Origin of the sequence: Vreelandella malpeensis (assembly GCF_020622355.1) — a bacterium.
Taxonomy (GTDB): Bacteria; Pseudomonadota; Gammaproteobacteria; order Pseudomonadales; family Halomonadaceae; genus Vreelandella; species Vreelandella malpeensis.
On sequence record NZ_WHVL01000001.1, the window covers coordinates 163,252 to 179,669 of the forward strand.

General features: G+C 58.8%; 16 protein-coding genes, 2 tRNA genes and 1 pseudogene. 7 read left to right on the forward strand and 12 right to left on the reverse strand.

What is annotated here, in order from left to right; translation table 11 throughout:
- Positions 1 to 19 precede the first annotated feature (19 nt).
- The 5 genes from GEV37_RS00735 to sdhC all read right to left on the reverse strand — a co-directional run bounded on the left by GEV37_RS00735 (position 20) and on the right by sdhC (position 6,437).
- Positions 20 to 2,854 carry a 2-oxoglutarate dehydrogenase E1 component gene (locus GEV37_RS00735; protein ID WP_227388257.1) on the reverse strand — a complete coding sequence of 945 codons (2,835 nt, stop codon included), beginning with the start codon at positions 2,852 to 2,854 and terminating at the stop codon, positions 20 to 22.
- A gap of 327 nt (positions 2,855 to 3,181) precedes the next feature.
- Positions 3,182 to 3,892, reverse strand: coding sequence for a succinate dehydrogenase iron-sulfur subunit (locus GEV37_RS00740; protein WP_227388258.1), 711 nt, complete (start codon positions 3,890 to 3,892; stop codon positions 3,182 to 3,184).
- A gap of 50 nt (positions 3,893 to 3,942) precedes the next feature.
- On the reverse strand, positions 3,943 to 5,715 hold the full coding sequence (gene sdhA, locus GEV37_RS00745; protein ID WP_227388259.1) for a succinate dehydrogenase flavoprotein subunit: 1,773 nt from the start codon (positions 5,713 to 5,715) through the stop codon (positions 3,943 to 3,945).
- Between the two features lie 3 nt (positions 5,716 to 5,718).
- Positions 5,719 to 6,066 carry a succinate dehydrogenase, hydrophobic membrane anchor protein gene (gene sdhD, locus GEV37_RS00750; protein ID WP_227388260.1) on the reverse strand — a complete coding sequence of 116 codons (348 nt, stop codon included), beginning with the start codon at positions 6,064 to 6,066 and terminating at the stop codon, positions 5,719 to 5,721.
- Complete coding sequence (gene sdhC / locus GEV37_RS00755; RefSeq protein WP_227388261.1) at positions 6,060 to 6,437, reverse strand: succinate dehydrogenase, cytochrome b556 subunit; 378 nt, start codon at positions 6,435 to 6,437, stop codon at positions 6,060 to 6,062. Before sdhC ends, sdhD begins: the two co-directional genes overlap by 7 nt.
- A 488-nt stretch (positions 6,438 to 6,925) precedes the next feature.
- On the opposite strand from sdhC, the gene gltA reads away from it, so the two are divergent.
- Positions 6,926 to 8,215: a citrate synthase gene (gene gltA / locus GEV37_RS00760; RefSeq protein ID WP_227388262.1), complete on the forward strand. Its 1,290-nt coding sequence runs from the start codon at positions 6,926 to 6,928 to the stop codon at positions 8,213 to 8,215.
- Positions 8,216 to 8,763: 548 nt separating this feature from the next.
- Here the strand turns inward: gltA and GEV37_RS00765 are convergent.
- The 3 genes from GEV37_RS00765 to gltX all read right to left on the reverse strand — a co-directional run bounded on the left by GEV37_RS00765 (position 8,764) and on the right by gltX (position 10,540).
- Positions 8,764 to 8,839 (reverse strand) — tRNA-Glu (locus tag GEV37_RS00765).
- A gap of 29 nt (positions 8,840 to 8,868) precedes the next feature.
- Positions 8,869 to 8,944, reverse strand: a tRNA-Ala gene (locus GEV37_RS00770).
- Between the two features lie 117 nt (positions 8,945 to 9,061).
- Positions 9,062 to 10,540: a glutamate--tRNA ligase gene (gene gltX, locus GEV37_RS00775; RefSeq protein WP_227388263.1), complete on the reverse strand. Its 1,479-nt coding sequence runs from the start codon at positions 10,538 to 10,540 to the stop codon at positions 9,062 to 9,064.
- Between the two features lie 275 nt (positions 10,541 to 10,815).
- Here gltX and GEV37_RS00780 point away from each other — a divergent pair, with 275 nt between their 5' ends.
- Positions 10,816 to 11,340 (forward strand): helix-turn-helix domain-containing protein, encoded by a 525-nt coding sequence (locus tag GEV37_RS00780; protein WP_227388264.1) that lies wholly within the window; start codon positions 10,816 to 10,818, stop codon positions 11,338 to 11,340.
- Positions 11,341 to 11,354: 14 nt separating this feature from the next.
- Here GEV37_RS00780 and GEV37_RS00785 read toward each other — a convergent pair whose 3' ends face one another.
- Both GEV37_RS00785 and GEV37_RS00790 read right to left on the reverse strand, forming a co-directional pair.
- Positions 11,355 to 11,924 (reverse strand): hypothetical protein, encoded by a 570-nt coding sequence (locus tag GEV37_RS00785; protein WP_227388265.1) that lies wholly within the window; start codon positions 11,922 to 11,924, stop codon positions 11,355 to 11,357.
- 438 nt (positions 11,925 to 12,362) lie between these two features.
- Positions 12,363 to 12,839: a hypothetical protein gene (locus tag GEV37_RS00790; protein WP_227388266.1), complete on the reverse strand. Its 477-nt coding sequence runs from the start codon at positions 12,837 to 12,839 to the stop codon at positions 12,363 to 12,365.
- Positions 12,840 to 12,855: 16 nt separating this feature from the next.
- Between GEV37_RS00790 and GEV37_RS17050 the strand changes: the two are divergent.
- The 4 genes and pseudogenes from GEV37_RS17050 to GEV37_RS00800 all read left to right on the forward strand — a co-directional run.
- Positions 12,856 to 12,960: pseudogene (locus tag GEV37_RS17050) on the forward strand (phage tail protein); the annotation flags it as partial.
- Positions 12,961 to 13,006: 46 nt separating this feature from the next.
- A complete protein-coding gene (locus tag GEV37_RS16895) occupies positions 13,007 to 13,135 on the forward strand; it encodes a phage tail protein (protein WP_264477643.1) in 129 nt (42 codons plus the stop codon).
- A 141-nt stretch (positions 13,136 to 13,276) separates the two neighbouring features.
- Positions 13,277 to 13,408, forward strand: a complete 132-nt coding sequence (locus tag GEV37_RS16900) for a hypothetical protein (protein ID WP_264477644.1) — start codon at positions 13,277 to 13,279, stop codon at positions 13,406 to 13,408.
- A 198-nt stretch (positions 13,409 to 13,606) separates the two neighbouring features.
- Positions 13,607 to 14,056, forward strand: a complete 450-nt coding sequence (locus GEV37_RS00800) for a hypothetical protein (RefSeq protein ID WP_338035094.1) — start codon at positions 13,607 to 13,609, stop codon at positions 14,054 to 14,056.
- Positions 14,057 to 14,260: 204 nt separating this feature from the next.
- Here GEV37_RS00800 and GEV37_RS00805 read toward each other — a convergent pair whose 3' ends face one another.
- Both GEV37_RS00805 and GEV37_RS00810 read right to left on the reverse strand, forming a co-directional pair.
- Positions 14,261 to 15,109, reverse strand: coding sequence for a hypothetical protein (locus GEV37_RS00805; RefSeq protein WP_227388268.1), 849 nt, complete (start codon positions 15,107 to 15,109; stop codon positions 14,261 to 14,263).
- 40 nt (positions 15,110 to 15,149) lie between these two features.
- Entirely contained in the window at positions 15,150 to 15,347 is a 198-nt protein-coding gene (locus GEV37_RS00810) for a hypothetical protein (RefSeq protein WP_227388269.1), read from the reverse strand.
- Positions 15,348 to 15,700: 353 nt separating this feature from the next.
- Here GEV37_RS00810 and GEV37_RS00815 point away from each other — a divergent pair, with 353 nt between their 5' ends.
- Positions 15,701 to 16,414 (forward strand): DinB/UmuC family translesion DNA polymerase, encoded by a 714-nt coding sequence (locus GEV37_RS00815; protein ID WP_227388270.1) that lies wholly within the window; start codon positions 15,701 to 15,703, stop codon positions 16,412 to 16,414.
- Positions 16,415 to 16,418 lie beyond the last annotated feature (4 nt).

Below are 16,418 nucleotides of genomic sequence, written 5' to 3' on the forward strand. Positions count from 1 at the left end.
CTTTAAACCCGGTGGGCGCTTATAGATTGAAAGCGTCTTCCACCAGCTGGCGCTGCTGTTCGGTGTGGACGGACATGTAACCTGCCGCGGGAGCCGCAGAGGCCGGACGTCCGGCGAATTTCAAGTCACGGCCCAGGCCGTCCTTGAGCATATCGGCCACGATCCGCATGTGGTGCTGGCTGGAGTACCAGGCACCCTGGTTCTGCGGCTCTTCCTGGCACCATACGATGTCTTCCACGTTGGCATACGCCTGAAGCACTTCCAGAAGCTCTTCCTTCGGGAAGGGGTAAAGCTGCTCAAGGCGAACGATGACCGTATCGGTACGCTCGTTTTCCACGCGCCAGTTGGCCAGATCGTAGTAGACCTTGCCGGCGCACATGATGACCCGGGTGACCTGTTCCGCCGGCAGATCCGCCTGGTCCGGCAGCACCATGTGGAACTTGCCCTCCGCCAGATCCTCGAGGCTCGAGGTGGCGTCCTTGTGGCGCAGAAGCGACTTGGGCGACATCACGATCAGCGGCTTTCTCAGCGGGCGGATCACCTGGCGACGCAGCAGATGGAAGATCTGCGCGGGCGTGGTGGGCACGCACACCTGCATGTTGTGCTCGGCGCACATCTGCAGGAAACGCTCGAGGCGCGCCGAGGAGTGCTCGGGCCCCTGGCCTTCGTAGCCGTGGGGCAGCAGCATGGTCAGGCCGCACAGCCGACCCCACTTGGTCTCGCCGGAGGAGATGAACTGATCCACCACCACCTGGGCACCGTTGAAGAAGTCGCCGAACTGCGCTTCCCAGATGACCAGGTCATTGGGTGCAGTGGTCGAGTAGCCGTACTCGAAGGCCAACACGGCTTCTTCCGAGAGGAAGGAGTCGTGGATGGTGAAGCACGGCTGGCCGTCGGCCATGTTCTGCAGCGGCACGTAGGTGCTGCCATCCTTCTGGTTGTGGATGACGGCGTGACGGTGCGAGAAGGTGCCGCGGCCCACATCCTGGCCGGTGATGCGGACCGGGTGGCCCTGATCGAGCAGCGTGGCGTAGGCCAGGGTTTCAGCGAAGCCCCAGTTCAGGCCCATGCCCCCGGCCTGCATCTTGCGCCGGTCCTCGTAGATCTTGGCGACCTGGCGCTGCACGTCGACCCCGTCCGGGATGTCACACATCCGGGCGGCGAGCTGCTGCAGGCGCTTCATGTCGACGGTGGTGTCGGCATCGCCGGACCACTCGTGGCCCAGGTACGGTGCCCAGTCGACGAACAGCGACTTGTTGGGTTCCTGAACCAGCGCATTGGCAACGTGATTGCCCGCCACGAGATCATCGCGGTAGGTCTCGATCATCGCCTTGGCGTCGTCTTCGGAGAGCACGCCCTGCTCGACCAGGCGCTTGGCGTAGACGGTGCGCGACGAGGCATGGTCCTTGATCTTGGCGTACATCAGCGGCTGGGTGCCGGAGGGCTCGTCCGCCTCATTGTGGCCGCGACGACGGTAGCAGACCAGATCGATGACCACGTCCTTCTTGAACTGCTGGCGATAGTCGAGCGCCACCTGAGTGGCATGGATCACCGCGTCCGGATCGTCACCGTTGACGTGGAAGATCGGTGCCTGGACCATCTTGGCGATGTCGGTACAGTACTCGGTGGAGCGCGCATCCAGCGGGTTCGAGGTAGTGAAACCCACCTGGTTGTTGATCACGATGTGAACCGTGCCGCCGGTCTTGTAGGCACGGGTCTGGGACATCTGGAACGTCTCCATGACCACGCCCTGGCCTGCAAAGGCCGCATCGCCATGCACGTTGATCGGCAGCACCTTGCTGCCGTCGACGTCCTGGCGACGATCCTGGCGGGCGCGTACCGAGCCTTCGACCACCGGTGCCACGATCTCGAGATGCGAGGGGTTGAAGGACATGGCCAGGTGCACTTCGCCACCCGGTGACATGACGTTCGAGCTGAAGCCCTGGTGATACTTGACGTCGCCGGAGCCGCGCTCGATGACCTTCTTGCCGTCGAACTCGTCGATCAGCTCCGCCGGGTTCTTGCCGAGGATGTTGACCAGCAGGTTCAGACGACCCCGGTGGGCCATGCCGATCACGACTTCCTTGGTGCCGTAGCCGCCGGCGCGCTGGATCAGCTCGTCCATCATCGGCACGAAGCTCTCGCCGCCTTCGAGGCCGAAACGCTTGGTGCCGGGGTACTTGGACGCCAGATAGTTCTCGAGGCCTTCCGCCGCGGTCAGACGCTCCAGCACGTGCTTGCGCACGTCGTCGCTGAACTTGGGCGCACTTCTTACCGATTCGAAGCGGCGCTGCAGCCAGCGCTTCTCTTCGGTGTCGACGATGTGCATGATCTCGCAGCCGATCGAACGGCAGTAGGTCTGCTCGAGCGCGTCGACGATGTCACGCAGCGGCGCCTTGTCGATGCCCAGAAAGAAGGAGCCGGTCTGGAATTCGGTATCGAGATCCGCTTTGGAAAGCTGGTGAAAGGACAGATCAAGATCCGGCACCGGGGTGGGATTGCGCAGCCCGAGCGGGTCGATGTCCGCCTTCTGATGTCCCCGGAAGCGATAGGCGTTGATCAGCTGCAGAACCTTGACCTGCTTCTTGTTCTCACCGCTATCAGAAGCAGCGGCGACCTGACCGGGACGGCTTTCGCGTCCTAGCTGGTAGAACTGATCACGAACGGGGCTTAAGGGGACATCCTGGGAGGCACTGCCGTCGGAACGTGGCAGCTCGTCGAAATATCGGCGCCATTCGTCGGAGACAGAATCGGGATCGTCGAGGTACTGCTCGTAAAGCGCTTCCACGTAGTGGACATTGCCGCCACTCACGTGAGAGGAACGCCACATCAATTCCATTATGCCTTGTTGCATCTCTCGGTCACCCTACACTGATGGGGTGGTATCGGTATCGCTGCACGGTGCGGCGACATCGCTTGTGCCCTGCCGGCGGGGCGAAACGTTAGCCGGCGGCACCGGCCGGGGCCGGGAACCTTCATATGGCTCGTATCTAGCGCTTCGCTGTCAGTTCATGCTCAAAAGCCGGTACATGGGCACCGGCTTTTAAACGTGGCTGGTCGATACTGCGACGCGACGTCGCACCACATGACAAACCCTATGATAACAAGCGAAGCGTCGGGATTTAAGTAGCTTTGTACGACAACCTGCACTTCGCTTGCTTTTTTCTCACCCTTTCATGAATCAGGTGGCGTCGGCGAGCAGCATCTCGCGAATCTTGCCGATCGCGCGGGTCGGGTTAAGGCCCTTCGGACACACCGCCACGCAGTTCATGATGCCGCGGCAGCGGAACACGGAGAACGGATCCTCGAGGTCGGTCAGACGCTCGCGGGTAGCGTTGTCGCGTGAGTCCGCCAGGAAGCGGTAGGACTGAAGCAGACCCGCCGGGCCCACGAACTTGTCCGGGTTCCACCAGAACGACGGGCAAGAGGTAGAACAGCACGCGCACAGGATGCACTCGTACAGACCGTCGAGCTTGTCGCGGTCTTCCGGCGACTGCAAACGTTCGATGGCCGGCGCCGGCGTATCGTTTTGCAGGTACGGCTCGATGCGCTCGTACTGCTTGTAGAAGATCGCCATGTCGACGACCAGGTCACGGATGACCGGAAGACCCGGCAGCGGGCGCAGAGTCAGCTTGCCGCCCTTGACCACGTCAGACAGCGGCGTGATGCACGCCAGGCCGTTCCTGCCGTTCATGTTCATGCCGTCGGAGCCGCACACGCCTTCACGGCAGCTGCGACGAAACGCCAGACCGCTGTCCTGCTCCTTCATCAGGTGCAGAACGTCCAGCACCATCAGATCGCGACCTTTGGTATCGACCTGAAACTCCTGCATGTACGGCGCGGAGTCGGTTTCCGGGTTGTAGCGGTATATGGATACCTGAAGATTGGACATTGTGACTCCCTCTCGGTGCAGGGGCCGACGCTTACCGGCCCCGGCGAAGATTAGTAGGTACGAACCTTCGGCTCGAACGTATCAACGGTTTTCGGCTTGAAGTTGACGTCGCGCTGCTTCAGCTCCTTGGTGAGCGGGAAGTAGAGCGAGTGCTTCAACCAGTTGACGTCATCACGGTCGGGGTAGTCGTAGCGCGAGTGCGCACCACGGCTCTCTTTACGCTCGAGGGCAGCAATCGCCGTTGCTTCCGCCACTTCCATCAGGTTGTCGAGCTCGAGCGCTTCGACACGCGCGGTGTTGAACGCGTTGGACTTGTCCGGCAGGTGGGCGTTGGCGATACGCTCGCGCAGGGCCGCCAGATTCTTCACACCCTCCTGCATGTTCTCCTCTTCGCGGAATACGCCGAAGGAGTTCTGCATGATGTCCTGAAGCTCCGCCTTGAGCGCGGGGATGCTTTCGCCACCCTCGGACTCGTTCCAGCGGGTGATGCGCTTCATCGCGGCCTCGATATCGGACTCGGAGGCGTCCAGGTACTCGATACCTTCGTTGAGCGCGCCTTCGATGAACATGCCCGCCGCGCGGCCGAAGACCACGAGATCGAGAAGCGAGTTGCCACCCAGGCGGTTGGCGCCGTGAACCGAAACGCAGGCCGCTTCGCCGCAGGCGAACAGACCGTTGATGATCTGATCTTCACCGGCCTCGTTCTGCATGATGGCCTGGCCGTGAACGTTGGTCGGGATACCGCCCATCATGTAGTGGCAGGTCGGCACGACCGGAATCGGGTCCTTGGCCGGGTCGACGTGGGCGAAGGTCTTGGAGAGCTCGACGATACCCGGCAGACGCTTGCCCAGTACTTCCTCGCCCAGGTGGTCGAGTTTCAGGAAGACGTGGTCGCCCTTGTCGCCGCAGCCGCGGCCTTCGAGGATCTCCATGACCATGGAGCGCGCGACCACGTCGCGGCCGGCCAGATCCTTCGCATTCGGAGCGTAACGCTCCATGAAGCGCTCGCCATCCTTGTTGACCAGGTAGCCACCCTCGCCGCGGCAACCTTCGGTGACCAGCGTGCCGGCACCGTAGATACCGGTCGGGTGGAACTGCCACATCTCCATGTCCTGCATCGGGAAGCCGGCGCGCAGCGCCATGCCGATGCCGTCGCCGGTGTTGATCAGGGCGTTGGTGGTCGAGGCGTAAATACGACCCGCACCGCCGGTGGCCAGCACCGTCGCCTTGGACTTGACGTGAACCACTTCGCCAGTCTCGATGCACATGGCGATACAGCCGACCACGTCGCCTTCGGCGTTCTTGACCAGGTCTACCGCGTACCACTCGTTCAAGAACGTGGTGTTGTTCTTGAGGTTGTTCTGGTAAAGAGTGTGCAGGAGCGCATGGCCGGTACGGTCGGCGGCGGCGCAGGTACGCGCGGCCTGACCACCTTCACCGAAGTTCTTGGACTGGCCGCCGAAGGGGCGCTGGTAGATGCGGCCGTTGTCGAAACGCGAGAACGGCAACCCCATGTGCTCGAGTTCGAATACCGCTTTCGGGCCTTCGGAACACATGTACTCGGCGGCGTCCTGGTCGGCGATGTAGTCGCCGCCCTTGACGGTGTCGTACATGTGCCAGCGCCAATCGTCGTTCGGGTCGGCGGAGGCAATCGCGCAGGTGATGCCACCCTGAGCGGAAACGGTGTGAGAGCGTGTCGGGAACACCTTGGACAGTACCGCGGTCTTCTTGCCGGACTTGGCGAGTTCCAGAGCGGCACGCAGGCCAGAGCCACCGCCACCGATAATGATGGCGTCAAACGTCAGGCTACGAAGGTTAGACATGGATTAAGCTCCCCACAGAATTTGGATGCCCCAGACCAGGTAGACAAAGATGGCCAGAATGATGAGCGCCTGGGCCGCGACACGCAGACGGGTGGACTTGAGGTAGTCGGTGGTGACGGTCCACAGGCCGATCCAGGCGTGCGCCGCCAGCGAGATGAACGCCAGAAGCGAGAAAATGCGCATCCAGATCTGGCTGAAGAGCCCGCTCCAGGTATAGTAGTCGAGCCCGGGATTGAACAGCAGGTAGCCCACGATGAACAGCGTGTAGAGCGCCAGGATCACGGCCGAGACGCGCTGCATCAACCAGTCGGACAGGCCGCTGCGACCGAAACTTGTGATGTTGGTTACCATACCCAGACTCCTGCCAGAATGATCAGAACCGCGCTCACCACCACGGTGATCTGCGCCTTTTGCACGCTACCTTCCAGCGTTACACCAATATCGGCATCCATCAGCAGGTGCTTGATGCCGGCCACGAAGTGGAAAGCCAGCGCGGACAGAAGGCCCCAAGCGACGAACTTGGCGAGCAGGTTGTTCGCCAGCGCATCGCGCACGGCATCGAAACCGGCCGGTGAGGAGAGGGATTTCCCCAGTGCCCAGAAGGCGAAGATCAGGCCGACGAACAGGATGACACCGGTGATGCGGTGCGTGATCGACGTCAGCGCCGGCAGGGGAAAATGAATGGTCGAAAGGTCTAGGTTTACGGGTCGTTTGCTATTCACGGCGTTATACACACTCTCTTGGCCCACTCTGCAAAGGTTCAGGCTTACCCCGAGCGGGCGGTGGTTGCTGGAAGGGGCTCGGCCGTTGCCAAGTCGGACACGACCACCTATCTGCCGGTCGCGCGCCGGGGATTATAAGAACCTTCGCTTCCGCTTACAAACCAAACGCAAGCCTAACTCCACTAAGACAATGAAAATGCCCGATAGGCGGAGTCGATTTTGCGTTGCAGCATGTTTATAGTGTCAACGAGCCGACCGGTTTAGTAAGCCTGTTAACAGCTACAGTCTAGTACGTCTTCAAGGCACCCGTTCGGCTCATCTAAAAATTAGACAAAAATACCAACCCAGAATAAATTTGTACAAATATAGTTGACATTAAGGCTAATTGACAAAAAGTCGCACGCTTCTATAGTAGGCGAGCCTTTTCGCCGGCGCGGTATGCGAAACAACGACTTTACGTCCCAAACCGAATTCGAAAGGAGGCCTTCATGGCTGACAGGAAAGCGACATTGACGGTAGACGGTCTGGACAAGCCGATCGAACTACCCATGTATTCCGGCACATTAGGCCCAGACGTTATCGATGTACGAGGCCTCGGTGCAGAGGGCCTGTTCACCTACGACCCCGGCTTCATGGCCACCTCTTCCTGCCAGTCCGCCATCACCTACATCGATGGCGGCCAGGGCATGCTGCTTCACCGTGGTTACCCCATCGATCAGTTGGCCAAGGAGTCCAACTTCGTCGAGCTCTGCTATACCCTGCTGTTCGGCGAACTGCCTTCCGACGAGCAATACGCGGACTTCGAGACGCGCATTCGCAACCACACCATGGTTCACGACCAGATCAACAACTTCTTCAAGGGCTTCCGCCGCGACGCGCACCCGATGTCGATCCTGTGCGGCGTAGTGGGCGGCCTTGCGGCCTTCTACCATGACCACATGGACATCACGCAGCAGGAAGACCGCGAAATCAGCGCCATCCGCCTGATCGCCAAGATGCCCACGCTCGCCGCGATGTCGCACAAGTACAACGTCGGCCAGCCTTTCAACTACCCGCGCAACGACCTGAGCTATGCAGAGAACTTCCTCTACATGATGTTCAGCAACCCCTGCGAGGAGTACAAGATCAACCCGGTCTACGCCAAGGCGATGGACCGTATCTTCATGCTCCACGCGGATCATGAGCAGAACGCCTCCACCTCCACGGTGCGCCTGGCGGGCTCGACCGGTGCCAACCCGTTCGCCTGTATCAGTGCGGGTATCGCGGCCCTCTGGGGCCCGGCGCACGGCGGTGCCAACGAAGCGGTACTGAACATGCTCGACGAGATCGGCGACGACTCCGAAGAGAACATTCAACGCTTCATCGACAAGGCGAAGGACAAGGACGATCCGTTCAAGCTGATGGGCTTCGGTCACCGCGTCTACCGCAACTTCGACCCGCGCGCCAAGGTGATGAAGGAGAGCTGCGATGAGGTACTGGCGGAACTCGGCATGGCCGACGACCCGCAGCTCAAGATCGCCAAGCGCCTCGAGCAGATTGCGCTGGAAGACGAGTACTTCATCGAGCGTAAGCTCTACCCGAACGTCGACTTCTACTCCGGCATCATTCTGAAGGCGATGGGCATTCCGACCAACATGTTCACCGTAATCTTCGCCGTGTCACGCACCATCGGCTGGATCTCGCACTGGCATGAAATGCTCAGCGAGAGCTACAAGATCGGTCGTCCGCGTCAGCTCTACACGGGCCACGACAAGCGCGACTACCCGACCAAGAAGTAAGTCTCGCCAAGTCGACGCGAAGGCCGCCCAAAGGCGGCCTTCGTGCGTTCAGGAGGCCAGGATTCAGAAGGTCAGGCAAGCACCTCAACCTAGTCTCTCGCTGAACTCAGCGCTTTCGCTTTTGAACAGCACCATGCTCGCTCGATGCGACCAAAGAGACCCTGTATCGCGACCATTTTTTGCTTGACAAGGCTGGCCAAAAGCAAAGAAAAATGTTTTCCACACTATCTGTGGATAACCCTGTTCACAACCACACAGAAACACCCCGCAATCGCCATGAACAGTGGCCTGGCTTTAGATTGATCACTTTTTGACCTAACATAAGACATTGTTTTTGTTGGTTAAATTCTAAAAGACTGATTTCATGAAGAGTTAGCCGCCCCTTGTGCACAACCTCATCTCAGGAACAGCAAAAGTGGACAAGTCAAGCTTAAAAAGGCAAAAAATTCGGTCTAAAAGCCGTATTGAAGACAACGAAAATTCTCGTCACGCCCTAACGGGTTGCGACGATAAATTATCAAAGGATAAGAGGTATAGCAGAAGAGGTATGGCGTCCCATAAGGGGTTCGAACCCTTGTTACCGCCGTGAAAGGGCGGTGTCCTGGACCACTAGACGAATGGGACGTTTTACATCGTGCGCTTGGCGCTTGATTTGGTGGAGCCTAGCGGGATCGAACCGCTGACCTCAACACTGCCAGTGTTGCGCTCTCCCAGCTGAGCTAAGGCCCCGTGTCGTGAAGACGATGCGTATAGTACTGATTAGGCTCGCCTTCGTCAACCGAAAAAGCGCCAAATCCCGCAATGGGATCTGGCGCAGCAATCGTCAGGCGATGGCGCCCTTCCCAGCTACAGCGCCCGGTACTCCTTCTCGAAGCGTTTGGCCTGCTTTTTCGAAACGCCGCCCAGCACCTCGAGGGCGTGACGCAGGCGTGCTCGGGTCACGTCCGAGCCGAGGATCGCCATGGCGTCCATGACCGAGGTGCTGGTGCTAGATCCGGTCACGGCGATGAAGACCGGCGCCAGAAACGCCTTCATCTTGAGATCGAAGACGCCGGCCAGGACCTGGACCTCGGCCAACAGCGCCTCCTTGTTCCAGGCCGGCAGCGTCTCGAGGCGCCACACCAGAAACTGCAGAAGCCTCACGAGCTCTTCGCGCTCGAGCTTCACGCCTTCGAAATCCGCCTCCGTGATGGCAGGCAGCCCCGAGAAGAAGTGTCCGGCCAGCGGCGCGACCTGGGAGAGTGTTTCCACCCGGGGGCGCACCTGGGGCAGAATCTGACGCACGTACTCCTCGTTGAACGCCCACTCCCTGAGCGCGGCCAACAGTGCATCGTCATCCAGATCCTCACGAATGTAGAGGCCGTTGAGCCAGGTCAATTTCTCCAGATCGAACACCGGCCCGCCGAGCGAAACGCGCTGGATATCGAAGGCTTCCATCATTTCCGCCAAGCTGAACTTCTCGCGCTCGTCCGGCATCGACCAGCCCATGCGGCCCAGGTAGTTGGTCACCGCCTGGGGCAGAAAGCCCATGCGGCGATAGTAGTTGATGGAGGTCGGGTTCTTGCGCTTGGAAAGCTTCGACTTGTCCGGATTGCGCAAAAGCGGCATGTGGCAGAGTACCGGCATATACCAGCCGAAGTACTCGTAGAGAAGCTGATGCTTCGGAGCGGAGTTGATCCACTCTTCCCCGCGCAGTACGTGGGTGATGCCCATCAGGTGATCGTCCACCACGTTGGCGAGGTGGTAGGTCGGCATGCCGTCGGACTTCATCAGGATCTGGGCATCCACCTGGGCCCACTCCACCTCGATGGTACCGCGCAGCAGATCCTCGACCACGCAGACGCCTTCGCTCGGCACGTTCATGCGCACCACGAACGGCCAGTTCTCCGCTTCGCGACGTGCCTGCTCCTCGGGCGACAGCGCCAGATCCGCCGGCTTGAGCGCCAGGTGCAGGCCGGCGTCCTTGCGCGACTCGCGCAGCGCATCGAGCTCTTCGCTGGTGCGGTAGCACTTGAAGGCGTGGCCGGCGTCGATCAGCTCCTGGGCGTAGCGCGCGTAGATCTCGCCGCGCTCGCTCTGGCGGTAGGGGCCGTGAGGGCCGCCGACGTCCGGGCCCTCGTCCCACTCGATGCCGAGCCAGCGCAGCGAATCCAGGATCATCTGCTCGGACTCGGCGGTCGAGCGTACCCGGTCAGTGTCCTCGATGCGCAGAATGAATTCGCCGCCATGCTGGCGAGCGAAGCAGAGGTTGAACAGCGCGATGTAGGCGGTGCCGACGTGGGGGTCTCCCGTAGGCGAAGGCGCGATACGCGTACGTACGGTCATCAAGATATCCTTTTGGCATCAGAGCGTGGCGCCATTATACGCACCCATCTACCATCCATCAGTATGCGTGGGGAACATCTTTGGCTGAAAAGCGTCCGAATGGAAGTTGCTAAGGATATAGCGGTGGGCGCTCAAGTCGCTTTGCTATTTCGAGCGTTGTACCTATGATGCATGGCCGTACGCGAAGCCCCGAGTGATCGCGTACGGCGTACCGCCGTTGGCAACGATGAACGTTCATCAAACGGGTTTGTTTGGCTCATCAATGGGAAAACATAATGGAATCGCTAGGCTCACGTATCAAGCAACTCCGGCAGCGGGTGAAGCTTAATAAAGCCGCCCTGGCCCGGAAGGTTGGCGTGTCGGATGTGACTATCTCGTACTGGGAGTCCGGGGCGATCAAGCAGATCGGGCACGAGCGCCTGGTGGCGCTGGCCGACGCACTGGACTGTTCGCTGGCAACACTGCTCGAAGGTGACAGCGCCCCGCCGCTTCTGACGCTGACCCATCAAGGCCCCCTGCCCTGGGAACAGGTTCAAGGCACCACCTTGACGCCACCGCCTCACCTGCCGCTCAAGATCGACTGGAAAGCGCCTTGCGTGATGACCACGCCGGCCCCCGACTCGGATTTCGCTCCCGCCTCCCCGGGTGATCTCCTGCTGCTCGGCCCCACCCACGTCTTTCACAAAGCCGGCCATTACCTGGTCAAGCGCGACGATCGGTTCGTTCTGGAGCATTTCCCCAAGTCTCCGAACGACGTCGAGATCCACGCCGTCGTGCTCGCTCACTGGTGTTCTGCCTAAAGCACCCTTTTCCCCTAGTCCTCAACCACGTCCACCTGGTCACGCGTACGTCTTGGCTCACTCCCCACCAAGAAGCGTCGTGAGTAGGTGGTCACCTGCCCCAGGCCGTGGCGAGTTTGTGTGACGAGCTCGCCCGCCAGATGCTCCCCACGCGTACCCATCACCTCCTGCACGGCCCGCGGCTGCACGCTGGCTTCACTCGACTGCACGCGCACGATATAGCCACCGTCCGGTAAGCCGCTGCCCGAACCGAAGGGGCCGGCGCGAAACTCCCCGCCCGTGACCGCCGTGCGTGACTGCCAGCGCACCCGGCTCAGTTCACGCTCGACCACTACCTGCAGCCGCGTATCCTCCGGCAGGTTGGTCTCCCCCGTCACCATCAGCCGCCGGTCGCTTGCAAGCTCAACGTGCGTCGTGACCACTACCTCCAGCGGCTCGGGCTCGCGAGCAGTGTCGCCAGCCTGTGTTGCAGCTTCGTGACGCGCGGGCTCGGGCGCCGGGGCCGGCTCGTCCGGCTGTTCATTGCAACCGACCAGCAGTAGAAGCCCAGCCACCAGCGCGATACCCCTGCGTGCTTTAACCATACCCGCTCCTCACCCTGAATCCGAACCCTAGGCTATACCATTAAATGTGCAAGCGCGTCACTAGCAACCGGGAGCCTGCCAACGGTATTGGCTCAGGGTTTGCGCGGTGTAACCGTGGGAATGGGTTTTCAGATCACTGACGAACGCGGTGGGGCTCTCGAACGTCAGCGTATCGACGGAACGCAGGGCACTTTCACCTTTACCGCAGGCCACCGACACCTTCGCCCCACCGTCACGGTGGTCGATCTCGATATCGTCACAGGAAGCCCGTCCCCAGAGCGCTTGACCCACGCTTTCCTAGCTATGTGTCTGCTCCGGTGTCAGACACAGGGTATCCGTCTGTCGCAATAGAGACCGGCGCGTCATTTTTCAGCGCGCGCTCGATAGCACCCAGCGTGAAGGCCAGGCGCGACAGCGCTCGTCGCTGCGGGATCTGGATCAGTGGTCGCTATCGACCGACTGGAACACCATCGCCGTCAGATTGTAGGTAATCCCGCAAAGGGAGATAAACATGAGCGTGATAGGGGTAAAAATTGTCGTTTGGCGCATATTGTTGTCTGCCCCAAAGACAATATCGACCGGAATCAGTGTAACGAGCTGCGACGATAGCGCCATGAGCAAACAAAAAAGAGCGGCTGATGCAAGGTGCTGGCTCCTGGACTTTCGAATTTTGATGTAGCCGATCATCACCATGGCAATGGCCACATAGGCTGAAGCGTCGAAGCTTTTAATCGCCTCCATGAACATGGCGTCCGTTGGTGAAAAATGGCGAGAAATGAGACTAATACAGAGCTGGACAGTAAAACCACATCCGATCACCTGAAGCATGAATCGACAAGCCAGCTCTGTCTTTGGGTGCGATTTCCGTTTATTCGCCTCACATACTTCACAAAATCGAGAAAGGAGTTTTTTCATGCTATTGCCCCTAGGCATGTTTGTGTTCGAAACCCTTAGCGTGCTCTACCAGGAACTCAAACGCATCAGCGAGTGGCGCCATCCCAGCCAGTCGCCCGTGGGCGAGCGACCTGTCTTCCAGTTCTTTGGCCCTGGGCAGGACATTCATCACGCTCTTCGGTACCCTTTTGCCATCGTTCACCGGCGGGCGCTTCAGCCTCGACGAGATCCGAGACATGGCCAATCAGAGCAACGCTTGGCCACTGATGGAAGGCACCGGCCGCCAGTACGGGCTGTGGTTCGTCACCCGCGTATAAGAGACCAGCAGCAACTTCTTCCGCACAGCGCCGCCGAGAAGATTGAGTTCACCCTCATGCTCGAGCACGTCAACGACGAGCGCACGGACCTGATCGGCCGTTTCGTGCTACCCGCCGCCACGCGCCTCGCCGGGGCTACGTATGAACCGCTACCTGTGGCCCAGCTACCGCCTCACGTTTAACGGCACCGACATCACACCGCGCATGAACGGCCGGCTGGTACGCCTCACGCTGCGCGAACAGCGCGGCCTGGAGGCGGACCAAGACGGCTAGCTTGCCCCCCCCGCGCGGCGCGGAGCTTTCGTTGGCGTTCGGCTGGCAGGAAGAAGGCCTGATCGACAAGGGCCGCTTCACAGTCGATGAGATCCAGCACACTTGCGCCCAGGACCAGCTCACTATCCGCGCCCGCTCGGCAGACCTGCCCCGGGTAAGCGCACACAAAGCTGGCACGAGCTCACCCTGGGCGAGATCGTGGCCACCATTGCCGGGCGCAACAGCCTCAAGCCGGTGGTGGTCACCGTGCTGAACGGCATCCGCGTCGGGCACATCGACCAAACCGAAGAATCGGACCTGAATTTTCTCACCCGCCTAGGCGAGCGGTTCGACGCCATCAAAGCCGGCCGCATGCTGTTCACCACTACCGGCGAAGGCCTCACCGCCAGCGGCCAACCGATGACCGCCATCACCCTCACCCGCCGCGACGGCGACCAGCACCGCTACAGCGTGACCGACCGCGACGCCTACAGCGGCGTAAAAGCCTACTGGAACGACACGCGCGGCGCCGAGCGGCAAACGGCGCTGGCCGGCACGGAAAGAACGCCAAGCAGCTGCGCCCCACCTACGCGAGCGAAGACGACGCTCTGGTGGCAGCGCGTAGCGAGTGGCAACGTATTCAGCGGGGGATGGCAGAATTTGAACTAACGCTGTTACTGGGACGAGCTGACATACTACCTGAGTCAGTGCTCAAGCTTAGTGGTTACAAATCGCAGATTGATGCCACCGCGTGGTTAGTGACGGAGGTATCGCACAGCTTAAACGAGGGAGGTTACACGTGTCACTTAAGAATGGAAATTAAGCATAGTCAAACTTCTCTTAAATAACTGTACATGCTTAACTTTCTAATTCTTACAGCTTCCGAATAGCTGCACGCCGATCCTTATTTCTTATAATCTTATCAACATGCCTCAATAATCTTCCTTGCCAGACTCCTACTCCTCTCATGAAATTTTCTGGCCAAAAATCAGAGTCTGGAATAGTTGATTGAAAAGGTAGAATTAGCGAAGGATGATCTGCTAAAACGGAACGCGTATCTTTATGTCTAGAAATATTTTTATAAACATATTTTGCGTAATTAAGAGCTTTCCGTTGGCTGTCAGGGTCACTCATGATTTCTATCGCATGGTTCCATAAGTCCTCACGAACTATTTTGCATAGTACTTTTGTGCGGATTAACTCACGTTCTGTATTAACTTGGCTCATGCGACGATGCTTTAAATTCGCGATACGAGACCAAAGTAGTGTAGGTGGATTTAGAACATTAAAATGAATTATATTCCGTCCATCTCTATCTATGTCCCACTCAATTTGTGTGGATGAGGTGCGCATTTTATCCGCATCCAACTGACCGTAAACCGTGTTCATCACATCAATTACAAAATCGCTACCCTTTATAAAACCTGGCCGATTCAAATGTATAACTGCCATATTAGGCACAAGATCTCCAGGCTTTGGAAAATGGGGCGTGCCTTTCCACGATGCAGCTAATAATCTCACCCCCTCGACACTGCCAGCGGCTATATCTAGATCAGAAGAGGTTAAAGCGGCTTCTTGTGCTAGGGTAAGCTGATCTTGCAAGAAGTAGTCGCCCCAAAACGCAATCGCCTGGCCTCCAATGAGAACCAGGCGTTTCTGTAGATCTTCCGGAAGTTCAGAGATAAGCCTAAGAATAGGTTTTATTTCAAGGCTATCAATCATTCAAATTCGCTATATAAATATAACTCTTGACTAGTATTTGTCAAAGTGGTGCAGGCGCAGATGCACTACGGATAATGCGAGCATGTTGGCGAGCACCCTTGAACTGAGATGCGCGTTCAATAGCTTGTTGAGAAATAAGCATCTCAGCATATTCCTGTAGGCGATTGCGCTCTTTTTCTTGGATACGTAGCACGAAACCATTATGTTGATATTGATTTGCGCTGATATGAGAAACCATGATTTTCACCATTAAAATCAAACGGTTATAGAAAATCTAGCTTGGCTCCATGCGAACCGTTAAGCTTTCAGAGAAAGCTTAACGGTTCGCATGGAGCCAGTCAACAAAATTTATTGATGTTCGTTTATATTAAGCCATATTTCTATACTAAGCAAATGCCCTACCATCTATAGTTGGGCCGCAATCTTCTAGCAAAATCTGTGGGTTACGCGTGTTTCAGGGCGACGCTCTCAAGATGATAAACTTAAGCCATTTTAGACGCAGTCAATCTGCGCCATATTGCGTAGGAAATCGACTACACCGCCCAGCACCGCGCCTGCCTGACTAACACCCCCTTGAACTGCTCCGCCCGGATGAAGCACCCCTGGCCCCCGGCCGCAGGCACCAAGCGCCTGCGGCGCAAGTTCAGCGTGAACATGGAACGCACGGTGCTCGAGCTTCGCGGAGTCAGCTGCCTGGAGATGAACGACCTGTTCGAGCCGAAAAAGCGGATCATGACCAGCCGCTCGTTCGGTAGCTCCACCGGCCAGCTTTCGGGTCTGCAAGGCGCGATCCGCCACCACGCCCAGCGCGGCGCCGAGAAGCTGCGCGCCCAGAAAAGCCTAGCCCGCGCTGTGCTAGTATTCCTCAAGACGGATAGATTCCGGCCCGACCAGCCCCAGTACTCCCCCAGCCTGGTGGTCGAGCTAGAGCGCCCCACCCAGGACACCCGCGAGATCCTCCACGCGGCAAGCGTAGCGCTGCAGAAGATCTACCGGCCCCACTACAAATACAAGAAAGCCGGCGTGATGATGCTCGACCTCACCGACCAGCACCGCCAACAGCTCAGCCTGCTGAATACCCCTCAAACCGACGAAGACCCCCAGCGCAGCCAGCAGCTCATGGCCACCATGGACGCGCTGAACGAGAAGATGGGGAAAGGCACGGTGCGGCTGAGGCTACCCGAGAAGAATGCGCCGTGGCACCTACGCTGCGCGAGCCGAAGCCCGCGCTATACAACGAATTGGGATGAGTTGATGAGGGCTTATACGGATGAAGACGCCATTAAAAAGCGTAAATCAATCTAATAAG